Origin of the sequence: Acetivibrio cellulolyticus CD2 (genome assembly GCF_000179595.2) — a bacterium.
Lineage (GTDB): Bacteria > Bacillota > Clostridia > Acetivibrionales > Acetivibrionaceae > Acetivibrio > Acetivibrio cellulolyticus.
In genome coordinates this window covers 148,433-168,685 of the sequence record NZ_JH556651.1, presented here as the reverse complement: position 1 = coordinate 168,685, position 20,253 = coordinate 148,433, and the positions used below count along the sequence as shown (strand labels likewise).

Annotated in this window: 35 protein-coding genes; 8 read left to right on the top strand and 27 right to left on the bottom strand. The window is 32.8% G+C overall.

Features of this window, described 5'->3' with window-relative positions:
• Positions 1-170: 170 nt before the first annotated feature.
• From ACECE_RS0200830 to ACECE_RS0200775, 13 genes are all read right to left on the bottom strand, one after another.
• Positions 171-650, bottom strand: coding sequence for a hypothetical protein (locus ACECE_RS0200830; protein WP_010243291.1), 480 nt, complete (start codon positions 648-650; stop codon positions 171-173).
• 131 nt (positions 651-781) lie between these two features.
• Positions 782-1,069: a hypothetical protein gene (locus ACECE_RS30835; RefSeq protein WP_162862446.1), complete on the bottom strand. Its 288-nt coding sequence runs from the start codon at positions 1,067-1,069 to the stop codon at positions 782-784.
• A gap of 129 nt (positions 1,070-1,198) precedes the next feature.
• Positions 1,199-1,684: a DUF4274 domain-containing protein gene (locus tag ACECE_RS0200825; protein WP_162862445.1), complete on the bottom strand. Its 486-nt coding sequence runs from the start codon at positions 1,682-1,684 to the stop codon at positions 1,199-1,201.
• Between the two features lie 35 nt (positions 1,685-1,719).
• A complete protein-coding gene (locus ACECE_RS0200820; RefSeq protein WP_010243289.1) occupies positions 1,720-2,202 on the bottom strand; it encodes a CDI toxin immunity protein in 483 nt (160 codons plus the stop codon).
• Positions 2,203-2,228: 26 nt separating this feature from the next.
• The gene (locus ACECE_RS0200815; protein WP_010243288.1) at positions 2,229-2,618 is read right to left on the bottom strand and encodes an Imm10 family immunity protein; all 390 of its coding nucleotides are present in this window, start codon (positions 2,616-2,618) and stop codon (positions 2,229-2,231) included.
• Positions 2,619-2,676: 58 nt separating this feature from the next.
• Positions 2,677-2,808 (bottom strand): hypothetical protein, encoded by a 132-nt coding sequence (locus tag ACECE_RS32030; protein ID WP_268870994.1) that lies wholly within the window; start codon positions 2,806-2,808, stop codon positions 2,677-2,679.
• A gap of 145 nt (positions 2,809-2,953) precedes the next feature.
• On the bottom strand, positions 2,954-3,274 hold the full coding sequence (locus tag ACECE_RS0200805; protein ID WP_010243287.1) for a hypothetical protein: 321 nt from the start codon (positions 3,272-3,274) through the stop codon (positions 2,954-2,956).
• An 18-nt stretch (positions 3,275-3,292) separates the two neighbouring features.
• The gene (locus tag ACECE_RS0200800) at positions 3,293-3,934 is read right to left on the bottom strand and encodes a HEAT repeat domain-containing protein (protein WP_010243286.1); all 642 of its coding nucleotides are present in this window, start codon (positions 3,932-3,934) and stop codon (positions 3,293-3,295) included.
• A gap of 57 nt (positions 3,935-3,991) precedes the next feature.
• On the bottom strand, positions 3,992-4,624 hold the full coding sequence (locus ACECE_RS0200795; RefSeq protein ID WP_010243284.1) for a hypothetical protein: 633 nt from the start codon (positions 4,622-4,624) through the stop codon (positions 3,992-3,994).
• Between the two features lie 118 nt (positions 4,625-4,742).
• Positions 4,743-5,162 carry a hypothetical protein gene (locus tag ACECE_RS0200790; protein ID WP_010243282.1) on the bottom strand — a complete coding sequence of 140 codons (420 nt, stop codon included), beginning with the start codon at positions 5,160-5,162 and terminating at the stop codon, positions 4,743-4,745.
• Positions 5,163-5,670: 508 nt separating this feature from the next.
• On the bottom strand, positions 5,671-5,997 hold the full coding sequence (locus ACECE_RS0200785) for a hypothetical protein (RefSeq protein WP_010243280.1): 327 nt from the start codon (positions 5,995-5,997) through the stop codon (positions 5,671-5,673).
• 137 nt (positions 5,998-6,134) lie between these two features.
• Positions 6,135-6,503 carry a hypothetical protein gene (locus tag ACECE_RS0200780; RefSeq protein WP_010243278.1) on the bottom strand — a complete coding sequence of 123 codons (369 nt, stop codon included), beginning with the start codon at positions 6,501-6,503 and terminating at the stop codon, positions 6,135-6,137.
• A gap of 188 nt (positions 6,504-6,691) precedes the next feature.
• Positions 6,692-7,084 (bottom strand): hypothetical protein, encoded by a 393-nt coding sequence (locus ACECE_RS0200775; protein ID WP_010243276.1) that lies wholly within the window; start codon positions 7,082-7,084, stop codon positions 6,692-6,694.
• A gap of 347 nt (positions 7,085-7,431) precedes the next feature.
• On the opposite strand from ACECE_RS0200775, the gene ACECE_RS0200770 reads away from it, so the two are divergent.
• From ACECE_RS0200770 to ACECE_RS0200735, 8 genes are all read left to right on the top strand, one after another.
• Positions 7,432-7,830, top strand: coding sequence for a DUF6188 family protein (locus tag ACECE_RS0200770; protein WP_010243274.1), 399 nt, complete (start codon positions 7,432-7,434; stop codon positions 7,828-7,830).
• A 17-nt stretch (positions 7,831-7,847) separates the two neighbouring features.
• Positions 7,848-8,360 (top strand): SMI1/KNR4 family protein, encoded by a 513-nt coding sequence (locus ACECE_RS0200765; protein ID WP_010243273.1) that lies wholly within the window; start codon positions 7,848-7,850, stop codon positions 8,358-8,360.
• Between the two features lie 37 nt (positions 8,361-8,397).
• Complete coding sequence (locus ACECE_RS0200760; protein WP_010243272.1) at positions 8,398-8,829, top strand: hypothetical protein; 432 nt, start codon at positions 8,398-8,400, stop codon at positions 8,827-8,829.
• A gap of 98 nt (positions 8,830-8,927) precedes the next feature.
• A complete protein-coding gene (locus tag ACECE_RS0200755) occupies positions 8,928-9,593 on the top strand; it encodes a metallophosphoesterase family protein (protein WP_010243271.1) in 666 nt (221 codons plus the stop codon).
• 52 nt (positions 9,594-9,645) lie between these two features.
• Complete coding sequence (locus tag ACECE_RS29920) at positions 9,646-10,650, top strand: DUF433 domain-containing protein (RefSeq protein ID WP_010243270.1); 1,005 nt, start codon at positions 9,646-9,648, stop codon at positions 10,648-10,650.
• A 65-nt stretch (positions 10,651-10,715) separates the two neighbouring features.
• Positions 10,716-10,886, top strand: coding sequence for a hypothetical protein (locus tag ACECE_RS30830; protein ID WP_162862444.1), 171 nt, complete (start codon positions 10,716-10,718; stop codon positions 10,884-10,886).
• Between the two features lie 46 nt (positions 10,887-10,932).
• Entirely contained in the window at positions 10,933-11,253 is a 321-nt protein-coding gene (locus ACECE_RS0200740; protein ID WP_010243269.1) for a hypothetical protein, read from the top strand.
• A 96-nt stretch (positions 11,254-11,349) separates the two neighbouring features.
• Complete coding sequence (locus ACECE_RS0200735) at positions 11,350-11,718, top strand: hypothetical protein (protein WP_010243268.1); 369 nt, start codon at positions 11,350-11,352, stop codon at positions 11,716-11,718.
• A gap of 56 nt (positions 11,719-11,774) precedes the next feature.
• Here ACECE_RS0200735 and tnpC read toward each other — a convergent pair whose 3' ends face one another.
• From tnpC to ACECE_RS0200665, 14 genes are all read right to left on the bottom strand, one after another.
• The gene (tnpC, locus tag ACECE_RS0200730; RefSeq protein ID WP_010243266.1) at positions 11,775-13,400 is read right to left on the bottom strand and encodes an IS66 family transposase; all 1,626 of its coding nucleotides are present in this window, start codon (positions 13,398-13,400) and stop codon (positions 11,775-11,777) included.
• Between the two features lie 139 nt (positions 13,401-13,539).
• The gene (gene tnpB / locus ACECE_RS0200725) at positions 13,540-13,914 is read right to left on the bottom strand and encodes an IS66 family insertion sequence element accessory protein TnpB (RefSeq protein ID WP_010243264.1); all 375 of its coding nucleotides are present in this window, start codon (positions 13,912-13,914) and stop codon (positions 13,540-13,542) included.
• Entirely contained in the window at positions 13,908-14,228 is a 321-nt protein-coding gene (gene tnpA / locus ACECE_RS26170; RefSeq protein WP_010243263.1) for an IS66 family insertion sequence element accessory protein TnpA, read from the bottom strand. The genes tnpB and tnpA overlap by 7 nt, the downstream gene beginning before the upstream one ends.
• 225 nt (positions 14,229-14,453) lie before the next feature.
• Positions 14,454-15,047, bottom strand: coding sequence for a DUF6756 family protein (locus tag ACECE_RS0200715; RefSeq protein WP_162862443.1), 594 nt, complete (start codon positions 15,045-15,047; stop codon positions 14,454-14,456).
• Between the two features lie 37 nt (positions 15,048-15,084).
• Positions 15,085-15,474: a DUF6960 family protein gene (locus ACECE_RS0200710; protein WP_010243259.1), complete on the bottom strand. Its 390-nt coding sequence runs from the start codon at positions 15,472-15,474 to the stop codon at positions 15,085-15,087.
• Positions 15,475-15,498: 24 nt separating this feature from the next.
• A complete protein-coding gene (locus ACECE_RS0200705; protein ID WP_010243257.1) occupies positions 15,499-15,759 on the bottom strand; it encodes a hypothetical protein in 261 nt (86 codons plus the stop codon).
• A gap of 26 nt (positions 15,760-15,785) precedes the next feature.
• Entirely contained in the window at positions 15,786-15,962 is a 177-nt protein-coding gene (locus tag ACECE_RS30825) for a hypothetical protein (protein ID WP_162862442.1), read from the bottom strand.
• Between the two features lie 38 nt (positions 15,963-16,000).
• Positions 16,001-16,339, bottom strand: coding sequence for a hypothetical protein (locus ACECE_RS0200695; RefSeq protein ID WP_010243255.1), 339 nt, complete (start codon positions 16,337-16,339; stop codon positions 16,001-16,003).
• 64 nt (positions 16,340-16,403) lie between these two features.
• A complete protein-coding gene (locus ACECE_RS31420) occupies positions 16,404-16,790 on the bottom strand; it encodes a hypothetical protein (RefSeq protein WP_205410156.1) in 387 nt (128 codons plus the stop codon).
• The gene (locus ACECE_RS0200685; protein WP_010243252.1) at positions 16,756-17,286 is read right to left on the bottom strand and encodes a hypothetical protein; all 531 of its coding nucleotides are present in this window, start codon (positions 17,284-17,286) and stop codon (positions 16,756-16,758) included. Before ACECE_RS0200685 ends, ACECE_RS31420 begins: the two co-directional genes overlap by 35 nt.
• Positions 17,287-17,323: 37 nt before the next feature.
• Entirely contained in the window at positions 17,324-17,734 is a 411-nt protein-coding gene (locus ACECE_RS0200680; protein WP_026073637.1) for a hypothetical protein, read from the bottom strand.
• A 144-nt stretch (positions 17,735-17,878) separates the two neighbouring features.
• A complete protein-coding gene (locus tag ACECE_RS0200675; RefSeq protein ID WP_010243250.1) occupies positions 17,879-18,757 on the bottom strand; it encodes an NADAR family protein in 879 nt (292 codons plus the stop codon).
• A gap of 79 nt (positions 18,758-18,836) precedes the next feature.
• On the bottom strand, positions 18,837-19,322 hold the full coding sequence (locus ACECE_RS0200670; protein ID WP_010243248.1) for an NUDIX hydrolase: 486 nt from the start codon (positions 19,320-19,322) through the stop codon (positions 18,837-18,839).
• Positions 19,323-19,406: 84 nt separating this feature from the next.
• Entirely contained in the window at positions 19,407-20,126 is a 720-nt protein-coding gene (locus ACECE_RS0200665) for a DUF3027 domain-containing protein (protein ID WP_010243245.1), read from the bottom strand.
• Positions 20,127-20,253 lie beyond the last annotated feature (127 nt).

Below are 20,253 nucleotides of genomic sequence, written 5' to 3'. Positions count from 1 at the left end.
AGAATAAATACTTATTTTGACAAGTCCTTCTTTTGAAAATAGTTTCAAATCATCATACAGAGCCTAAATAATAATCTCCTTCTTATGCCCGTTGCCATCAGATGACATCATTCACCTGCTTTCCAACTCTAGCAGGGGATGAATTTTAAAGAATTCTTCTTGTGTTCTATTTAATCCCAAGGGTACTCAAACCCTGCTAACCCAAAAGAACTCATTATGACATTCTTATATTCATTCCATTCAAAAATAAATGGACCTATATCAATACTTTTAATTTCATCCTTATAACTATACTCAAGTCCAAAATCTTTCCATATTACTGTGTCATTATCTTTTGTTATATCTACAGTGATAGAACCACAACCTAAATCAGCACATAGTGGACAAACATAAATCTCATATCGTTTGCTATCGATAACAGGTGGTGCAGAAAGTAACAACCTCATTATCACCTCATTTTGAAATTCTTCAGAACCCCATCCCAGTGTTGATATATAATCATATTCTTTAAATTCCTGAAACAGCGATTTCCCATCAATAATGATATCTGCAAAATACATAAATTTATTCTCTAATTCGTTAAACTGTCCATTATCATAGTAACTTCGTGTATCAGGCCTTTTTTCTACTGCAACTTTAATACTGTTCAATTTAATCCATAGACCTCCTTTCTAATGTTAGATTTGCAATACAACAACAATAATTAACAGAAATAACAATTACACCAAACATCTTATCTGATTGTAAAAGACCTTTCAAATATTTTCTTAGTTGACTAAAATTAATTCCCTGGACATCTACATATTAAAATCGGATTATTACATTTTGGACATTCTTCTACTTCGCATCCACTATGATGAAACCCACCTTTTACCACATTACAATCACAGCATCTCTCTAAGTCTTTATAATCCGTATTTTTCTCGTCACCAAATTTGATTGGTTGGTATTTTTCATCATGATAAACTATTGTTGAGCAATTACAGGTTGTTGTAAACTGCCTATCTCCGTTGCACCGCCAGCAAATGTTGGCTTTAAAGAATAACTTCTTGCTATTTTTATCGTGCATTATTTATTCACCTTTTTATTATTGTTGGGTAAGCGTTCCACACAGTTAAATATTTTCTTTATAATTCATTGCTTCTTTCCAAACATCCCTATTTATTAAGGGTTTGCATTTATTTTCTACTGGATAAACTCAAAACAATGGAATTTCAACTTTGTTCCCTGGTGAACCTTCCAATATGGTTCCAGGAATATAGGGGTTAGTTTTTCTTATTTTATAAATTTGCAATTTACCAATCTCAGGAGTATATCCTATCTTCTGTAATGCATATTCATTATTTTCTATTTTTCTATATAAATATACCAAGAACTCTTTCCAATTATCTTGAGATGATGAAGTAAAATCAGAATAAGATTGTAAAAACCTAAATCCGTCAGCATTATAAAATAGCATCAATGCTGTACCTAAATCACAATTACTATTATTAATTATTTGGTAAGGAACTTTAAAACCATTGTCCCAGTTATAATTGGCTGCAATAATATGTAAAAATAGTGAATTTTCCATTCCTCTTATCTGGCTAACTATGTACTCCTCATTTTCACTATATAATAGGTCCTTTAGCATTTTCAAATGTCTATTATCCACACTCAACCTCCATACACAATATCTTTCCATACTCTGTACATCGTTAATAATAACACCCAATCTACCTATTCTAATATTGCTGCTACTATTTCTCCTTCATGATAGAATTCAATTACATATTTATTTTCAGGAGAATACACCCACTGGTCTCCTCCAACAGCATTTATATGGCTAATTGAGTTGATAGCATCTTTCAAATTTGTTTGAATAACAGGGTCATCACCATATCCCCACAATATATAAACTTTTGAATCAGTTATCCCGATTTTGGACTTGAAGAAAGATAAAATATCGGATATTTCATTAAATTGAACTTTATTCTTTACCTTGCTCCATGCAATTCTTCCCCATGATTCAAAAGGGAAATCTGATTGAAGACGTCTATATATTTCACTGGACTCAGAATCAGATAGGATAACAACATCTTGCTTTAATACTTCCAAGCATTCTTCAAAAAGTAAACTATAAGGTTTAACTTTTTTTAATCTGTTAATCTCTATCAACTGTTGAATTCTATCTTTCCTCTCCTTACTACCGAATTCTTCCATTTAATCACATCCATTTCACTCACTATCTATATCTCGCTCAAAAATATATTACACTCATCTTTAAACATCAAATTGAAGTGATATTTTAAATTATCAATGTCGCAATCATTAGAAAGAAATACTTCAATCCGCTCTTCAGTCTTTAATTCCTTTGCTGTATCAGCATCCACCTGAATCTCAACTGAATTACTTTTTAAAATTACCTTCTGAATTCCTCCGTAGGCAGAGTAAATTTCATCAATATATGTAATATGCACCTTATAATGTCCTAACTCTCTATCTTGTTCATCATACACTAACGATTTCTGAAGTAGTATATGCTCTTTTGTATCAAACTCATCATCTGCAAATCCTATCAAAATTATATCATCTTCAACTCCAGCAAAAACAAAGTTTGCTTTAACTTTTGTAGACATCTTTAATTCCTCACATTTCATTTAAAGTAAAAGCACGTTATTACAGTTTCAATCTTATTTACACATGTAATACCGCTCCTTCAATTTGAAACACAATATAATCTCCAATGACACCTTTTTCAAAAGCATCTTTTCTATTTTCACCGCTTCCATGTGGCGGTAATCTATCGTCATTTCTTAAAATCTCCATCTTATGTGTTGTGTTATCTTTATTAAAGACAATGCCTAATTTATTATCAAGCAGTTCAACACTTTCAATAACAGCCCCTTCTAATGCAGGAGATAAATCATCCCAATTTTCTAAGTCTGGATTTGCCCATTTTGAAACCCCTTAACTAATAACCATTGATATCATACCGCCATCCTTTTTCAGTCAACCACTTAACTAATAACCCTTGAATTCTTAATCTATCTTCATGTTGTATAACTTCAACTTTTTGTTCTTTGATATAGTACCTTTTATCAATGTGCTTTGTTTCACCAAATACAAGAATATCAAGACAGTCAACCCCTGGCATCTCTGCATAAATTGGCACAATAGAAGTGTTTTCAACAAAATAAATTGTTGCTCCTCTACCATGACTTTTAAAATAAAAACCTGGCGTATGATAATCTACTTTATCTTCCATAATTTGTTTTAACATGTAATCTTCCATACTTTTACCTCCTAAATCCTAAATGGATATCTCACTAAGTTCATCTTGAATATATTTAAATTTATCATTGGTCAGTATTAATACCGCTTCCTTTAACTTTTGTGAATTATGCTGCTTTAAAATTCTAAGTGATACTAACCTTATATAGTCATCCTCATCCTGTAATCTCTTAAAAGCAATTTCCTGTGCCTTTTCTGTATCTATTCTATCTAATGAAATCAATGCTCTTCTTTGAACATACTTATTAGAATCATCTAACAGGTTCAGTAAATATTTTTTAAAACTAATGTTATTTTTTCTCCCTATCAATTCTGCAATCTGCCATCGTGCTTCTGATTGCATGTGCTTTATGCCTTTTTCAAACAAGAATTCTAAATCTTTGTCAGATAACTTAGATTCACACTCATCAAGTATTGTTTCATCCTCATTATCCAATGCCATAACTGTAAGTAGATAGTTAACCAGCACCTCTGAACGTTCTCCAGATGCTAAAGTATTAATAGCCGTAAACAATAGACTTATTAACATATCCCAGTTGGGATATTCCCATTCTTCATTTTTGTTTAAATAGGAATGTTCAGAGTACTCACTTTCACTTATATCTGCCCACTTCCAGAACAAATTCAATTCCTTTTTTATTTCAGTACTAAGAGTATTCATTTCTTACTTATTCCTCCTGAATCTAAGACCGATAACAATTTCGCACTTTTAATCTGTTTAAAAACTATACTTAACAATAACCCATGGAAGCCAAAGGACTGGTTCAGCACCTACATCGTCCCGATTTGTGTATTCAGCCAATTTTTTCGCTTCATCTATCGTCGATATAAACCCACTTCTATTTAACCTGAAACCATATTCCTTATCATAATCATCTTCAAGTCTATTGCATATGTAAGAATGAAATGTTCCCATATCATAACCTAAGATTTCAAAACCTAAAACTGAACCATTACTCTCCATTTGGCATCTATTGAATATCTTTTTCTCTACACCGTAATATGTTTCTTTTGTTATTCCTGTGTCCTCTACAAATTCATTATTGTATTCCTCTGGCAAACCTATTCCCACAAGGTTCAATCCTTGTACGTTATAAAGAAAATTAAAATAGAAATCTCTTGCCGATTCTAAATTATTAAAAACATGAGGAAAGCCAAAATTCTCAGAGTTATTCTTATCATCTATCCATTCTATTAGATTATTAAAAGTACTGCTTGGAATGTTTAAGTTCTGCCTATATTTATCTTTTTCTTTTTCTGAAGTGCTCCAAACAGAAGATATATCAGGATAAACATCACATATGCAGTTACTTACTGATAGAATAGTCTCAGGCATTATTTGACTATTCATATATTCTGCCCTCTGCGTGGGTTTAACAATATAATATCCACCTAAATGATACTTATTAATATTCACCTCTGCCTCACCTACTCTTTTCTACATGTTTAGACCTCATCCTATTTATAATTTATAAATACTTTTGTAAAAATACGTTAAATTCCTTTACCAAGTTACTAAAACTTGATGTATCTAGTTCAAATCCACCTTTTATTGATGAATATAATAGGTCTGGACAATACATAGTTTTTGAGAGTTTATATTTAAGCATAAGATGTCCTGCCAAATCATATGCTTCTATTGTCAAAATCAAATCTTCTGGACTCATACTTCCTAAAGTAGCAATTCCTTTTCTATTCATATCAAGTCTTTCAAGTTCGCATATAAAGCCCTTTAACACATTTAATTCAACCCACACCATATCATTTCGACCGCAAAAATCATTATTCTTAACAGAGACTGATACACAAATACTTGGAATACGCTCCAATTCATCTTCAACAAAATCTATACTTATATATGATTTCTTATCTTCAGATTCTATTATCATATTTCCTCCATGTTTCGCATGTAAAATCTCGTTGATGAAGAGTTGCTCTTAAATCCAAGTTCTCATACTTATGTTTTTTCTTATTTAAAAAACTCCCAATAGTCCTTTTACAGAAACAACCCCAATTATTTATATTCTAGACCTTGACCTCTCTTCATTAATTATACAGCAAAATTTGGTTATTTACTAAGTTAATTTGGAAATACCACTTACTACTTTAATACTGGTACTTCCCCAAGATGTTTACAAATTGAACCACATTGCAACATTCTGAACTATTTGATATTCTTTGCTTCAATTTGGTGCAAAAAGCAGGAATTGCATTTATAAAACCTCCCTAATAGATACCTTTAGGTATATTTTATCAGGCCATATTTACCAAAAACACACCTTGAAATAAATGTTTACAAATCCGCTACATTAACTACAACTTTTTTAATAAATTTAATAAAAAAATAGAAAAAGGACTATTTTCATAGCCCTTAGAAGTATACTTTAAACTTTCAACTTATTCCGTACCACTTATATCACCTATCTCTTGCTCGCCAAAGTACTGTATATCATCTTTATGTCGGTCATAAAAAGCCTTTATTTCGCCAATTCCTTGGAATTCTAATATATAACCTTGCTTCCTATAGTGCTTGATGTTTCCATGGAGAGTATACGGTTTTCCTTTCTCATCAAATCGCTCTATGAAATCTACGCCTTCACATGTGATGCTTTTTATACGCCATATTGCCCTCTGTACTGTTTCTATTATTGTATCAACATTTATATTAAAACCCTCAATTGCTTTTTTGTCCTCGTCACAAATAGTAATCTTATATTCTTTCAAAACTATCACCACTTTTTATCATAAAATATTATACTTATTCCTTTTCCCTTCTAATACTCCTATTCTTCATTAGTATAACACATCCTAAAATTGTATCTAATATTTACTGTGCTCCACTTACAAATTGCTCCTTAGACTTATTTAATCATTTTAAATACATTCTCAAGCCTCTTTTTAAACTTCTCAAATGCTATCAAATCTTTTTCGTTATATAAATTCATGTCACTAAAGCAAAATGAATTGTTTTTCACCGTCCCCAGTAGAATATAAAACTCCCGCAGAGGCATTTCAACCTTTTCACTGGTAGTTACCAGTAATCTGTAAAATAAATCTTCAGCAGTAACTGCATCTCCAAAGACATCATTATCAGATGTAACCTCATACACAAATTTCAGCACCTCAACAAAAGTCTCTATTTCTTTCATTATTAACAATTTGATTCTGGAATTAAAACGGACTGTTATATACTGCCCTTTAATAGAAATTTTCTTCTTAGTTTTACCCATTATAATATGCCTCCTTGAATTTTAGTTTATATTACCAAGTTTGAAGGTAATCTTAGTAATAGATAAAGCCGCAATTCAAGTTTTTAGACAGATAAAAACTCTGCATATCATGTTGCAAAAATGCAGAGTTTAAAAGTATATCCTAGTCAATTAGAGCCTTCTTATATCTCCTACTTAATCCTTTTCTCTCACATTATATACTCTTCAGAATGACTTTTATCAAGCATTTTAAATATTTCCTCAATGCTCTTGTACAACTCACTATATTCATAATTCAATTCTCTAAAACTCTCCATTAATGTACTACTACAGTATAACATACTCTCAAAAACCAAAAATTGAGGTACAGTCATTTTGATATTCTCATTGTCATTTGTTAAGATTAGGCTAAACAAATTTCTTGCAACTCTGATATCTTCGGCCACTTCAATGCTGCCGCCGAAAAACTCATATTCTAACTCTAATGCTTCAATATATTTTCTCATTTCCTTCACAACCAATTTCTTTATACTCTTCTGAATTAATATTGTCACATTTTCACCATTAAACATTCTGTATACCTCTTCCTTTAACTCACTCATACAAAGTGCCTCCTTGTTTCTCATAAGTTCTAAGTTTTTCAGTACAAAGTATAAAGAAAGATTTAAATAAGGTTCAAATCTTTTTAGGAGTAAAAAATAGTAAACGCTTATAATTTACATATACTGGCACACCAGATAATAGACAACAAGATATATATATGTTTTATATTGTCTTATAGATGTTTAATTACATCCTTATTCCTATAAATATAACAATACATATATATTTGAATTATCTTACTCTCACATGATAATATATTAATATGAATAGCATAATTTAGTAAAACATTAGGTAATATATGAGTTTTAAAGACTAATTGACTGCTATTAACTGGAGGTAACAATGAATGAATCAATCAATTAAATTAAGAGGTCGGTACTATGAGTTACCCATCATAAATCAACCTGTTTCTTCTATAACATACGAATACTCAATTACCTTGGGTATAGGCGGCTTCTACATAAGGATAAATAATGATTTTATTTGGGCTCAATACTCTTATCAGACTGATTTGAATATCTCTTCCAGAGAAGCATGGAAAAAACTTTATGATATCTTTGGTAAAATAGTAATAGATGCAACTACTGATAAATCAGGTAGCCTGCATCTGAAATTTGAAAACGGTATTGAAATCAATGTAGATTGCCGTGAGGATATTAATTGCCATAGTGAATGCTGGCATTTTGGGGATATTAATGGACTTATAATATATAGCCGCCCAGGTGAAACAGTGATTTTAGGTTAATAACCTTTGGAGGAAATATGATTTGGGATAAAGCATTTGAAAAAGAATATAGTAAAAATCCTGCTACAACTCAGCAAGAATTCCAGGTATTTTTGAATACTTGGAATGATGATATAACGGATAAAGAACTTGCAGAGATTGACGAAAGACTTCAAAGCAACGCTTGTAATTGGAGATTCCCCAAGAGAAACTTTCCAGAAAGTTATATTAGTTTTCTTCAATACTCAAATGGTGGGGAATTTGAAAATGGCGATAAGTACTTCCAGTTTTTTAATATTTTTGAGATACGAGACATAAATATAGCCTATCATATCCCTAAGTACATGGAATTTGCTGTTTCATTTGCTATGGATGGTAACGGAAACCACTATTTATTTGATATGAGGCATCCCCCCCAGAGCGGTGAATATCCAATACTTGCTGCAAGTTCAGGTAACTTGGGATATGATGATTGCAGATTAATCGGCAACTCATTTTTGCAAGTATGCTCGGAGAAGATATCAATTGATGAAATATTGTTTGGGGAATAGCACATTTAATCAAAAAATGATATTTGGAAGGTAAAATATGTGGCAGATAAATAAATCATTTATATCGAGAATAAATAAGCATTTTGATTCTCGTGGTGGAAAAGGAAATTTTACAATGCTTTTTGATAATTTCCCTCCTCACATTCAGACTGAAATATTAACCCTATTAGGGGTATCAACTGAAGAAAAACCGCTAATTGCTTCATATAGAAAGGGTTATTATTGCTTACTGCTTACAACACATAAGTTATGGTGGAACAATCCCAACAATAATACTTTATTTGTTAAACTGGAAAACATTATTGAGACAAGAACACAAATTAAATACATGAATCCAAAGTGTGATATATTCAGGTTAGGTATTATAACAAAAGATGCTAAAGAATTGGAATTTCAGATGGAAGCAGGAAGACCATTTAGTGGTGTATGGAATGTAATTACAATGATTATAGGCTTGCGAAAGGAATAAATATCCCAAAGTCCTGCGAAAAAAATATATCCCTATTAGATAATATTAAATGGGTTAAATAGGTGCACCAAATAAATACAACTTGTGAGGTATCTGCAATGTACAATCAAAAGGTTAATATTGCTGGGTTTATTGGTGATGTTCATGCGGAGGATGCTCTATTTGAATCTTCAATTAACTTTTTTAAACATCATGGCATCAAGGATATTTACTGCTTTGGAGATTTCTGCGATGGATATGGAAATGTTGATAAGATTATTTCAATTGTTCAGGATGAAGGAATCATATCAGTTCAAGGAAATCATGACGTTTGGTGCTTGGAAGGAATTATGCGGGACAACCCCACTGCTAACCTTTTAAGCCAGTTATCACAGAAAACAATTGATTATTTAAAAAGGTTACCGAAAACATATAGAATCATGACTTATGCAGGTGAAGTTCTGCTCTGTCACGGAATTTTGGACAATGAGATGGCTAAAATAAATCCTGATGATTATGGATACGCAATCGAATCAAATACCGATTTACAAACCTTTATTACTGGTCCATACCCCACCATCATGATTAACGGCCATTCTCATAGGAGAATGGTAAAACAAATACAGGGTAAAACAATTATTAACGTCGGCACATTATATCGTGAGCATAATCCGTGTATTACAGTTGTTGACTTTATAAACAAAAATGTATATTTCTATGATATCATTGATAGTGTAGTAAAAGGTGAACCTGAAGTTGTCAGTTTTATTAATAAACCAGTATGATAATTTGAATTATCCGATAAACATAGTATTGTTGAAAGTAAGGTGAGCCCCTTTGGCAAAAAAAATTGTAAGCACAAAAGATATTTGTGGTGGTTCCCCAAGGATAGATGGAACCAGATTAACTTGTGCCAATATTGTATCTACTCTGTATTTCGGGGATATGTCATTAGATAATTTTTTTTCAGTTTATGACTATCTCACTTTTGATGATATAATTCAATGTCTTAAATACTGTATGTGTCAAACCTGTTTAAAAAACAATGTTCTGGCATTCTGTCAGCATTGCAAATTATTTAAAGAAACAGATGACGATGAAATTATCAATGAGCAAAAAGAAATGTGGAACTATGCCGAATTATTGTTAAATAAATTTTTCAGTGATAACAGCCCAAATTCAAAAGTAGTAGGATTAAGAAAAATTACTGGTCATGGAATGATGTTTTGTTATAGGGCACTTAAAGAAGTAGAATGGGATTTCGTAAAAGCAGTAAAGTATTTAGAAGACAATCCTCCTGTCTACCTTACTAGCAAGGACTCAGGAGAAAATACCGTATTGACGAAAGAAGAGATTTTCAGATACATAAACGTTGGTAGCGGTTCTATTTCGGTTGATAGACGATTATTGGAAAAATATCCAGGTATAATAAGAGATATTGTTATTACTGGAGATGCATCAGTTCGAATCGAATTTCATAATAAACACACTATAACGAGTGACGAGGGTGAAGTTTCATTTTGTTTTCAATATGAAAATTATGATATTCTATTTGATGAATTGGAGAAATTCCTTGGTCTTAAAATGGATGAATGGCAGAATAATAATAAGACTGGGTGGTATCCTGAACCTCACGATGAGTATTTGAAAAAATCATGGGATATGCTGGCTACTGATTTTATTAATAGTAATTTACCATTCCCGTCAAACTTTAAAAGTTTTAGACCAAACATGTATTGGGAAGCATTATATAATGGCGAATTAAAGATTGATTCATCTCCTGAAGAGATAAGTGATTGGCTTAGAAAAAAGGCAGCGGATTACGATTCAGATGATGATTAACACCTTTAATCCTGAACTTAATTAGGTTCTGAAAAGACTTATATCCTCCTGAAAGAAGTGATTAAATGGATAAAACTGGAAAAGAGTTGAAAAGACAAAAAGAATTTGAAGAAATAAATCTAAAGGTCAAGAAATGGTTAAATGGAGAATTTATAAATTCTCCATATGGTATATTTGTTCGTGAAACAATTTCTAATATAATTAATGAAAATATCAAATCTACAATAAGTTGGTAGTTCAGGATTTATATTGAAATTCGAAAATAAGCATCTCATAGCCACTATGAATAAAGAAATTGTAGATTTGTCTATTAATTGTAATGAAATTTCCGAAGATGATATTCAAAAAATTAATCTTATTGATGAAAATGACATTTTTGATTCAAAAAAATACAGGAAGCGTGTTAAAGAGCAAGGTCAGAACTATGCTGAGATTTTAAATAATTTACATGGCAAATATATAATTGGGGTTACTCCTGGCGAAAACGGTTTTACTCTCTATTTCCCTGAAAACTTCAGGTTAAGTGTAGACATCACAAGTAACAAATACTTGGGAAGAAAGGTTCTTTTGTTGTTCTGGGCAAAGTATGCTGTAATCCAATAACAGTGGTAAGTATGAATTATATTCAACAATGTCAAAACGATTATATAAAATGGTTTATTATAGAATACGCCATAACCGTTTAATGAGGAAACGACAATGTTTGAGAAAGAAATACTTTTTGATTATAAACAGTTTATTATCGAAAAATTTCAGACAAGTAATATGTCTGCCTCAGAATTATGTGAATACATAGCCATAAATGTTGAACTTAAAAAAGAGTATTCTGATTTTTTAAGCAATTTAAATAAGATGTTAAAAAATAGCAGCCTAAAATCATTAGTATCTGAAGATGATTCTATTCAGTTTTGTTTTGAATCAGCGAAAGATAAACCCCAGATTGATTTGATTTTTAACGGTTTTACTCTCTTACAAATGGAAAACCTTGATTTTAATAGTATTACTAAAATTGACATTTCATATGGGTATTCTGTTGCAATTTCTTATTCTAGGAAAAAAAGTAAGTAAGTGCTTCAAAAGATGACGTCTAGCTATATCACGATCATTGCGATAAGCTAATGGTGTCATTTTTTGAAGCACTTTTTATGTTTATGATTCAGCCTGCATTCTTCCGGTAAATCCTTTGACCAAGGCAGGTACTTGTCCAGAAGTTCTGGGTGGTTTTTAAAATCTGTATTAGGCATTGCTTCAAGGATATATTTTAGATACTCATACACGTCCAAAATATTTGCTTTGGCAGATTCCACCAATGTATAAAGGATCGCATTAGCAGTTGCTCCCCTTGGAGTGTCAGCAAAAAGCCAGGCTCTTCTTGCCACGGCATATGGTTTGATATTTGCCTCACAAAGATTGTTTGAGATGGGAAGTCTTCCGTCTTCTAGAAATGTTTCGAGATACTTTTTCTGATTCTTAGCATAATTTAGAGCTTTTGTCAGGTTCTCATTTGTAGTAGAAATTGCAGAGGTCTCTTCAACCCATGACCAAAAGGCATCAAGAATGGCGCGTGACGCCTCCTGACGCTTCTCTTTCTTTTCGTCATATGACAGTTCCTTTATCTCATCTTCCACTTTGAAGAGAAGATTGATGAATTCCCTTCCTTCAGCTCCTTTGGAACCCGAGATCTCTTTTCCTTTATTGTCCAGCGGAATACTTTCTATGAAATAGCGTCGACAATGAGCCCAACAAAGATTTCTTTTAATGTTCTCCGCTTTCTCATAAGCACTATACGCATCCGTGGTTAGATATCCATGAAACCCTTGTAATAGTTGCTTTGCAACATCACCGCTTCGGCTTCTGGAATAGTGGAAGAAAGCTGCCTTGATCTCTTCACAAGCTGCACTTCGCATGACCCACATGAAAGAATCACTGCTAGCTTGTTTGCCTTCTTCCTTATTACACTGGATTCTTGTTTCATCCATGTGAAGGACTTCGCATTTTAAAAGCTCCTCATGAATCCGGTTGTAAATCGGAGCCAGCCATTCTTCACTACACCGAATCGTCCAGTTTGCCATATTAGATCTTGGTAGCACCAGACCTATACGGTACCAATCGTTCTCTTGACGGTTGAAAGGAATCCCCATTGCAAACTTCTGATACATGACTTGTGCCACAAGGGATGCAGTTGCTATGAAGTGTGGCAGAACTGAAGTTGGAACCGCAGCTTTCTGGAAATGGTCTTTGGGATTTTCGCTACCTTCATTTCCACAGTTGGTACACTTAGCAACTTCCTGGAGAACCTGTACTACTTTCAGTTTTGACGGAATAAATTCCACTTCTGTGCGTACAAGCTTTTTACCAATGACTTTCAGTTCTGCTCCGCACTCGGAACAGTTTTCTTCCGGAGGAATGATATATTCCTCCACCTCTTTCGGAATATTTACAAGCATTTCAACTCTGACACCAGGCTGTCTGGCAGTTCTTTGGTGGCTTGGAACGGTTATTTTTTTCTGTTCCTTAAATAATTCCGCTGCCAGTTCCTGCGTTGTTTCAAACAGATTTATTTGTTCGCCTGTCTGTCTGGTAATCTCAGAAGGGCTACCAAATAGTTTCTTGCGAGCGTGCAGGAGAGCCTGAATCATGTTCTCAAGCTGGATATTTTGTTTTTGAATGATCTTATCTTTTGCTTCAAGTTCCTGCTTTTGTTTTTCAACTAAAGCCCGAAGCATTTCCAGTTCTTCATGTTCTGTCAATGGTATACACGTCCTTTTTTATCTGGTTTAAGTATACCACTTTTTAATGCCTTTTTCTATATTTTAGGAGATATTAATGGGCAAAAAAATGCTGATTTTATGCGGGTTTTTAGCCGTTTTTTCGGCATATTCACCAACCCTAATAACAGGTTTTTTCGGCACTCATTTCAACAGAATAATGTGCCTTTTTCTGTTCTATATTAAGTCCCTGAAAGAGCCATTCCATCTGCTGTAATGTAATCTCTTTTACTTCCGACGGGCTCTTGGGCCATTGAAACTTCATTCCTTCCAAAAGCTTCTTGCTGGCAAGGATAAACCCATTTTTATCATATCTCAAAACTTTAATAGCTGTTTTTCTTTTATTGCAGAAGATGAAAGCGCAGCTGTCTGAAAATGGATCGAGTTTAAACTGTAGATTCACAATCGCCACCAATCCATCAATCTGCTTCCGAAAATCTGTGGAATTACAGGCTATGTAGATATGTTCAGCTCCCTGGGTAAATCCGCCTAACATATTGAACGCAGTGTTTTTAACACTGTTGCTAGCAACTGAAGATCAGTCTTTTCGTGTATATCCAATACAAAATTGTCATACCGTATTGTGATGGAAGCAGAACCCGGATGCCTTATCACTTCTTCTGGAATTTTCATTTCTGCCCAGCATATATCTGTTGCTGAGTTCTTTTGCTTATTGAGTCTTGTAAGCCAATATTTGTAGGTTGACAATTTTATATTATTTTTTTCACACCATTGCCTAGCAGATAAGCCACTGGCTTTACAATCTAAAATTGTCTGCTTCCATATTGTCTCGGATTTTCTTTGTGCCATTTTAAAATGCCTCCTGACTTCATGAGTTTTATATCAGAAAGCATAACAGAAGTAGTTGTTAATTACACTACGGTATGTTTTGAAGCACTTACAAAAAGTAAGGCATTATTTAGTAATGTTGTGGGACAAATATGATAAAATTATGCCAAAGTGTACTATTGTGGCTGAAAAATTAATAATTAAAATCAAATAATTTTTTGTAATGGAAATCCGCTACTCCTAATCTTAGTAAACAGTAATAATCTCTTCAGGGTTTTCTCCTATGAATTTATTCATCTTTTCAACAATCCTTTTACCAGAGCCACAGGCAACATTATGATGATTTTCACATAATATCCATTCATACTTTTTTGAAACAAGATAATATTCTTTTAAATTCAAGCATTCAGGAATAACTTTTCTTATGATTGCGTCTTTAGTTCCTTCATATAGCCACATTTTATTCTTGTAATCCTCAACTACAAACCAAATAACATCATCTTCTATTAAATTAGAAAAGTATGAAAAAGCAGGGTCGGTAAATGTTACAGAAAATTGCGGTTCTTTAAACACCTCCCATCCCCAGCGTAAATCATCTGTATAATAATTTATTTTTAAAAATCTATTCTCAATATTTTTCTTAATGCTTGCCCATTGTGTTTTTCCAATTTCATGTAGGTCTTCATATGATAGAGGTAAACTCTTTATTAACTTTTCAATTTCACCTCTAATTGATAATGTATCCATATAATCTTCTCCAAGCACCTCATCCGAAGGCATTATGTATAAACAAGTAATCTTTTGCCTAATCATCTTTTCTGCTTCATTTTGGCTATTCATACCTGATATGTGTTGCAGGTATGTTTTAATTAACTTTCTATTCTAATATAAATTCATCTTCATAATAACGTTTAGATTTCTTTTTACCATTTACAATAAGGGTGTAAAATGGTTCTGACCTGACTGAATGCCACCTTATATCATCAACTTCGCATATAGCATCTGGATATTTCTTTAATTTTAAACGCTCTCCATATGAATATATAGGCAGTTTAACCCTTTTATATAAATTTGGTTTAACTCTGAATAACTCTTCTTTATATTTGAAAGTAATATAATCTTTATCTTCACCGACGCAGAAAAATAGGCAGTTTCCATGACATCGAAACCTTTCCTTAAATCGTTCCAAGTTATCAGGATGGATTAAATCTTCACCATCTTCGTAAAACCAATTATATATAAACCATGTATTTCTATATTGTTCCATAAACCACCTTACCTATTACTTAATTCAAATTTCTTTACCGTAACTTATTGAATAATGCCAATTAATTTTATTTACATCTAAAGCATACATCTGCTTATTCCATCGGTTAGAATTGCAAGGTATCTTTATTATTCCGTTTTCTCCGTATTCGGCTAATTTACAGTCCATCCATTCAATTTCATCCATTGAATCTGAAATTCTAGTTTGAATATAAACAGGTATAAAACTTTGGTCTGATATCAACACACACATGCCAACAATACTGATTTGGTTCTTGCCTGTCATTGTAATTCGGCCTTCATATAATCCATCTAAACTTTCATATTCCCATTCGCTATTTTTTTCCTGAGTTCCACCGAAATAAAAGTTTCTAAAAGACTAAGGGCATCTCTTAATTCCTCAGAATCATAAATATCAACTCCAGATTCTAATTTTTTAATTATTAAGCCGATTAATTTACTTAATGGTTTTTCAATCTTTTGAGTCACTAAACAGCATCTCCTTAACCTGAATAATCTACTTCCTCCTAATTTCCTTCTTCTTCACTAAGCATATATTCTGAGTGGTCTGGAATCATACAGTTATTAACCCAATCGTTCAAATCTTTAAATAATTTCGTTATCGGAAAACTTGCATCCTGCTCCTTCGTTCTTGAATAGGTTAGATGTACTACTGCATAATTGAACTCCGAGTAATGAACCTTAAATAAAAAGTCATCACAATCATATCTTCTGCCGATTGCCGTAACTTTTTTCCCATATAAAACATGTCGCTCTCCTATTTCAAAATAGAGTTCCTGTTCAAAATGATTTGGCTCAGTACATAAAGAATCCCATGGCTCCAACCAATTTATATTTTTATTCATATTACAAATACCTTTCACCGCCTATATTCTCTGCTGTAATTTGAATCTATCAATAGAAGTACCTTTACTCCCTCTTTATAATAATATCCCCTGATGATAAAAATACTTTTTTACCCTCGAATTTCAACTCTCTCCAAAACTCCTTGTCCTCTGTTTCGCAATCATCAACTATTCTATAATCAGAAAAATAGCCCGTACCCTCTGGCAAAGGCAACTCTAACACACTGTACTTTTCTTTATTATCACTAAACAAATCATGCTCCATGCAAAATTCTAAGCATGATATTGCCCTATCCAACTCTAATTTTGTTTTCAGGAATTCATTCTTACCTTGTTTTAATTCCTTAATTGCACAGTCTCTCAATTCTTGAAGTTTATTGATAGCGTAATACATGTAGACTCCTCCAAAATCAGTTTTAAAATTTATAACCATTACTGTATTTTTTAACAACAGCCTCTAACTTTGAAAGAACATGCTCTTTAAAACTTGCAACGCCCTCACCGCTATAAAATAAACTTCTATATTCATTATCACCTATCTCATGGTGTTCATATAAATGAATATCAAACAGAAAGTCTTTAGGATGCCTGTCTTTAGGAACTATATAGCAATGATATGTTATACCTTCGTCCTTAATAATTGCTATTAACTCTTCCCATATATCAGGGCTGTACCAATGGATTCTTCTTAATTCTTTTCTATTAGATGGACCACACTCTCCCTCGGTAATAAACAAAGGCTCTTTACCAGTTAAAGCAAATTCCTTATATTCAACTATAATTCCATACTTTTTACTCTTTTCTTCCAACTTTTTAATATCTCCCTCACTAGGCTCAATCCAAGTGAATAAAATCAACTGATTATTGTTTCTAAAGCATTCTATTAGTTCTGCCTGGATTTCTGGTAACATGGGAACATCTACAACACAGTTCTCTAAGAGATACATACACAGTTCTCCTTTCTCTTATTTTACGTATCCTTTTTCAAGAACCTTTAATCTGCTCTAATAGTTCATAATCGCATTGTAACTCCATCTTCATATATCCATTCCATCCTCTATCAAGCCCCAAAAGTATTAGTTTACGTGCCCATTGAGGCAAATTAAGGTTTATACCTTTTGTACCTATATTCAAAGTATTTCCAATGATGTAATCTGCTTCTGTTTTTATCGTAATTACAAGAGGAGTATTTTTATTCTTCTCTATATATGCTTTAAAGCATGAGATACATGCTAAATCGTACTCAGACTCTCGTTGATATTTATAGGTAAATCTATAATAGTATGTTTCGTTATTAATTGTTATTCTACGCAATTTATTTTTCAAAATGATTACCTCATTAACTCCCAAAAACTTACTATCATCAACAATAGTATCAAGATTTCTCCATACCATCAAATAGTTAATGTAGATGGGTTTATATAGACTCTTCCATTATATGAGCGTACAGAATAGACAATAAGTCAGATTTATAAAACAAATCCGAGTAAATCAAACTTACTACTTATATCTTCTTTCTTTAAACTACCCTTTAAAATATTAATCAAATTCCTCATGTAATAACTTTAAATCAAGTTTATCAACATTCTGACACACACGGATAAGTTCATCCCGTACTTCCATCAAGGCAAATCCCAAAAGATTTAACCCCTGCCACTCCAAAGGGTTTTCTATATGCTCATCATCAGCCGACATTCCTATTCCCCAAATCTTATCATAAGGACTGGCTTCAACAAGTACCCGATTTTGAGTCTGTATTAAAAATTGCCTCAACTCTTCATTCTGTAAAAACTTAGCATAGTTACCGTTTAGAATGATGGAATAACGTTTTTTCTTCCATACCTCTTCATCAAAATTTCTAACCTTCCTGCCCAATTCCTTTATCTGTTTCGGATGCTTACTCTTCATTATCTCTTCCAGAATTTCTTTATCTTCAAACAGCCTTGCTTTTTCAGCCATCATATACTGTTCCATACAGCAGTAGTCTTCTATATCAATAGTAAAATCAGACTTCCACCACTGGCTAAAGCAGGTTTTTGTAATACTGCCATCGACTGACGGCTGATGGCCCCAGAAAAACAAATACTTAATCTTCTTACCTGCACGGAAATCATTTTGTAAAGTGTCCATTGAATACTTCATATTACCACCTTCACTCCATTGAAGATAGCCGTCATCATCATAAAAATCACCTTCATGACATTCCTCTTTAAACCAATCGAGCCAACCTTTTGGTGCAGGAAACATCTGCTGGAATTGTTTTTGTTCATCTACAGAAATAGCATCATACCAATCAATAAATTCAAATTTATATTCTTCTCCAGACCCCATTCTCCATCCAATGCTTCCGCTGCTTATATGTGGATACATTAGCCACAACGGAGCCATAGGATTGCTCATATCATATTTTTTCTTCATAATTTTTCTCCTAATCAATTTCCCTATTTTGAAAAAGGAACAATTCTTATGTTTCTTTCATACTCAATTATATCAAAAATCAAGGCTCTGTTTCTATGATATGCTCAATTCCTTCTGATTTAGTTGTAAGGGTTCTTTTCAAGAATGTCGGATATAGTACCAAGTCATCAAGCCTATCAATAGGCTGCCATTTAAAAATTAACTTTATTCCCTGTTCATCTCCTTGAAACTCTCCCTTCTGCTCAAACAAAGGGCAATTTTCAGGTAATTTCATCTGATAATAAAACCCTAATTCATGAAACACTTTATTTTCGTATTCAAAGAAGTTTTCAGAAACCCATAATAACCGTTCTACCTCAATATCTATACCCAATTCCTCTTTCATTTCCCTTATAAGTGTATCTTCAGACGATTCGAGCATTTCAACCCGACCGCCAAGTAAAGACCAGAAGTCATCTTTCTCTGCTCTATGTATAAGAATCTTATTATCTTTAACTGCAACACCAACAGCCCTTAATTGGAACCTTCCACTATCACTATCGAACATTATCATTTTGCCAGACATTCTATAATCACCACCAAATTAAAAAATATTTTAATGCTTTTAACATCCACTTATATTGGCACTAAAGCATCGTCCTCTGACTATTCACTTTATTAAGTCCTTCAATGCTTTTAATTTATTACATCCAGATGAAACCCCAACTAATTTACCATCAAATGGTGATTCTCTATTACTACAAATCCCAAACTCCCAAAAATGGAAGTATCCATTAATTGTACGAAAATAAAAGCAATTATCACAAACCTTATTATTATTATTATTGCTTTTAGGAACTATTGAATTCCATCTGTTGCAACAATCTTCTGAAAGGTCACTTAATACAGAATCTATTTCGCTCACTTTTCTAAATAATTCATTTGGGTCTATTTTCCTCCATCCATCCATACACAACTCATATGCGACTGTAGGATAAGAGGTTATGGTCAATTGAGGCTCTTCTAATATATTGCAAATAAAGTCGACACTTATACCGCAGTCGAACATGAACGTAATATCAAAATCTGTTTTCTGTATAATGTCTACTAAACTTCCTAATTCAAGAGAACTAAATATACCTTTATTAAATTCAACTTCATTTCCATATCCACAAAGAATTTTATTGTTTTGTATTATCCGCCATGTGCTTTGCCGAGATGATATATCGCATTGACAGTGAAATTTTCCTTTACGTCCAGTTTCATCATAATATACTTTTTCTCCCAATCCTATCTTTAGGTATCCACCATATTTTTCCCCCAGATAACATACTTTTAAGCCGATAAGCGTTCCCTTTATTTCTTTTAATAATTCAGCCTTTTTATCCATTTTTACTACCTTCCCTTCATTACTTTAGCCCCACATGCAGCACACAACTTTGCTCTCGGTGTCCTTAAGGGCTTTCTATAGAATTTACAGGGCTGACCATATATTGAAATTCTGCTCAAAGATAATC

Coding starts and splice junctions, on each gene's coding strand:
- tnpB (WP_010243264.1), bottom strand. CDS start 13,914: ATGTTAGGCGGATTTACCCAGGGAGCTGAACATATCTACATAGCCTGT.
- ACECE_RS30830 (WP_162862444.1), top strand. CDS start 10,716: ATGGATAAAACTGGAAAAGAGTTGAAAAGACAAAAAGAATTTGAAGAA.
- ACECE_RS0200675 (WP_010243250.1), bottom strand. CDS start 18,757: ATGAAGAAAAAATATGATATGAGCAATCCTATGGCTCCGTTGTGGCTA.
- ACECE_RS32030 (WP_268870994.1), bottom strand. CDS start 2,808: ATGGAGATTTTAAGAAATGACGATAGATTACCGCCACATGGAAGCGGT.
- ACECE_RS0200715 (WP_162862443.1), bottom strand. CDS start 15,047: ATGAATAGCCAAAATGAAGCAGAAAAGATGATTAGGCAAAAGATTACT.
- ACECE_RS0200775 (WP_010243276.1), bottom strand. CDS start 7,084: ATGAGTGAGTTAAAGGAAGAGGTATACAGAATGTTTAATGGTGAAAAT.
- ACECE_RS0200735 (WP_010243268.1), top strand. CDS start 11,350: ATGTTTGAGAAAGAAATACTTTTTGATTATAAACAGTTTATTATCGAA.
- ACECE_RS0200825 (WP_162862445.1), bottom strand. CDS start 1,684: ATGGAAAGATATTGTGTATGGAGGTTGAGTGTGGATAATAGACATTTG.
- ACECE_RS0200815 (WP_010243288.1), bottom strand. CDS start 2,618: ATGTCTACAAAAGTTAAAGCAAACTTTGTTTTTGCTGGAGTTGAAGAT.
- ACECE_RS0200755 (WP_010243271.1), top strand. CDS start 8,928: ATGTACAATCAAAAGGTTAATATTGCTGGGTTTATTGGTGATGTTCAT.
- ACECE_RS30835 (WP_162862446.1), bottom strand. CDS start 1,069: ATGCACGATAAAAATAGCAAGAAGTTATTCTTTAAAGCCAACATTTGC.
- ACECE_RS0200800 (WP_010243286.1), bottom strand. CDS start 3,934: ATGAATACTCTTAGTACTGAAATAAAAAAGGAATTGAATTTGTTCTGG.
- ACECE_RS0200670 (WP_010243248.1), bottom strand. CDS start 19,322: ATGTCTGGCAAAATGATAATGTTCGATAGTGATAGTGGAAGGTTCCAA.
- ACECE_RS0200705 (WP_010243257.1), bottom strand. CDS start 15,759: ATGACAGGCAAGAACCAAATCAGTATTGTTGGCATGTGTGTGTTGATA.
- ACECE_RS0200795 (WP_010243284.1), bottom strand. CDS start 4,624: ATGAATAGTCAAATAATGCCTGAGACTATTCTATCAGTAAGTAACTGC.
- ACECE_RS0200820 (WP_010243289.1), bottom strand. CDS start 2,202: ATGGAAGAATTCGGTAGTAAGGAGAGGAAAGATAGAATTCAACAGTTG.
- ACECE_RS0200695 (WP_010243255.1), bottom strand. CDS start 16,339: ATGAATAAAAATATAAATTGGTTGGAGCCATGGGATTCTTTATGTACT.
- ACECE_RS0200710 (WP_010243259.1), bottom strand. CDS start 15,474: ATGGAACAATATAGAAATACATGGTTTATATATAATTGGTTTTACGAA.
- ACECE_RS0200770 (WP_010243274.1), top strand. CDS start 7,432: ATGAATCAATCAATTAAATTAAGAGGTCGGTACTATGAGTTACCCATC.
- ACECE_RS0200740 (WP_010243269.1), top strand. CDS start 10,933: ATGAATAAAGAAATTGTAGATTTGTCTATTAATTGTAATGAAATTTCC.
- ACECE_RS0200790 (WP_010243282.1), bottom strand. CDS start 5,162: ATGATAATAGAATCTGAAGATAAGAAATCATATATAAGTATAGATTTT.
- tnpA (WP_010243263.1), bottom strand. CDS start 14,228: ATGGCACAAAGAAAATCCGAGACAATATGGAAGCAGACAATTTTAGAT.
- ACECE_RS0200765 (WP_010243273.1), top strand. CDS start 7,848: ATGATTTGGGATAAAGCATTTGAAAAAGAATATAGTAAAAATCCTGCT.
- ACECE_RS0200805 (WP_010243287.1), bottom strand. CDS start 3,274: ATGGAAGATTACATGTTAAAACAAATTATGGAAGATAAAGTAGATTAT.
- ACECE_RS0200685 (WP_010243252.1), bottom strand. CDS start 17,286: ATGTATCTCTTAGAGAACTGTGTTGTAGATGTTCCCATGTTACCAGAA.
- ACECE_RS0200780 (WP_010243278.1), bottom strand. CDS start 6,503: ATGGGTAAAACTAAGAAGAAAATTTCTATTAAAGGGCAGTATATAACA.
- ACECE_RS0200665 (WP_010243245.1), bottom strand. CDS start 20,126: ATGGATAAAAAGGCTGAATTATTAAAAGAAATAAAGGGAACGCTTATC.
- ACECE_RS0200760 (WP_010243272.1), top strand. CDS start 8,398: ATGTGGCAGATAAATAAATCATTTATATCGAGAATAAATAAGCATTTT.
- ACECE_RS0200680 (WP_026073637.1), bottom strand. CDS start 17,734: ATGGTATGGAGAAATCTTGATACTATTGTTGATGATAGTAAGTTTTTG.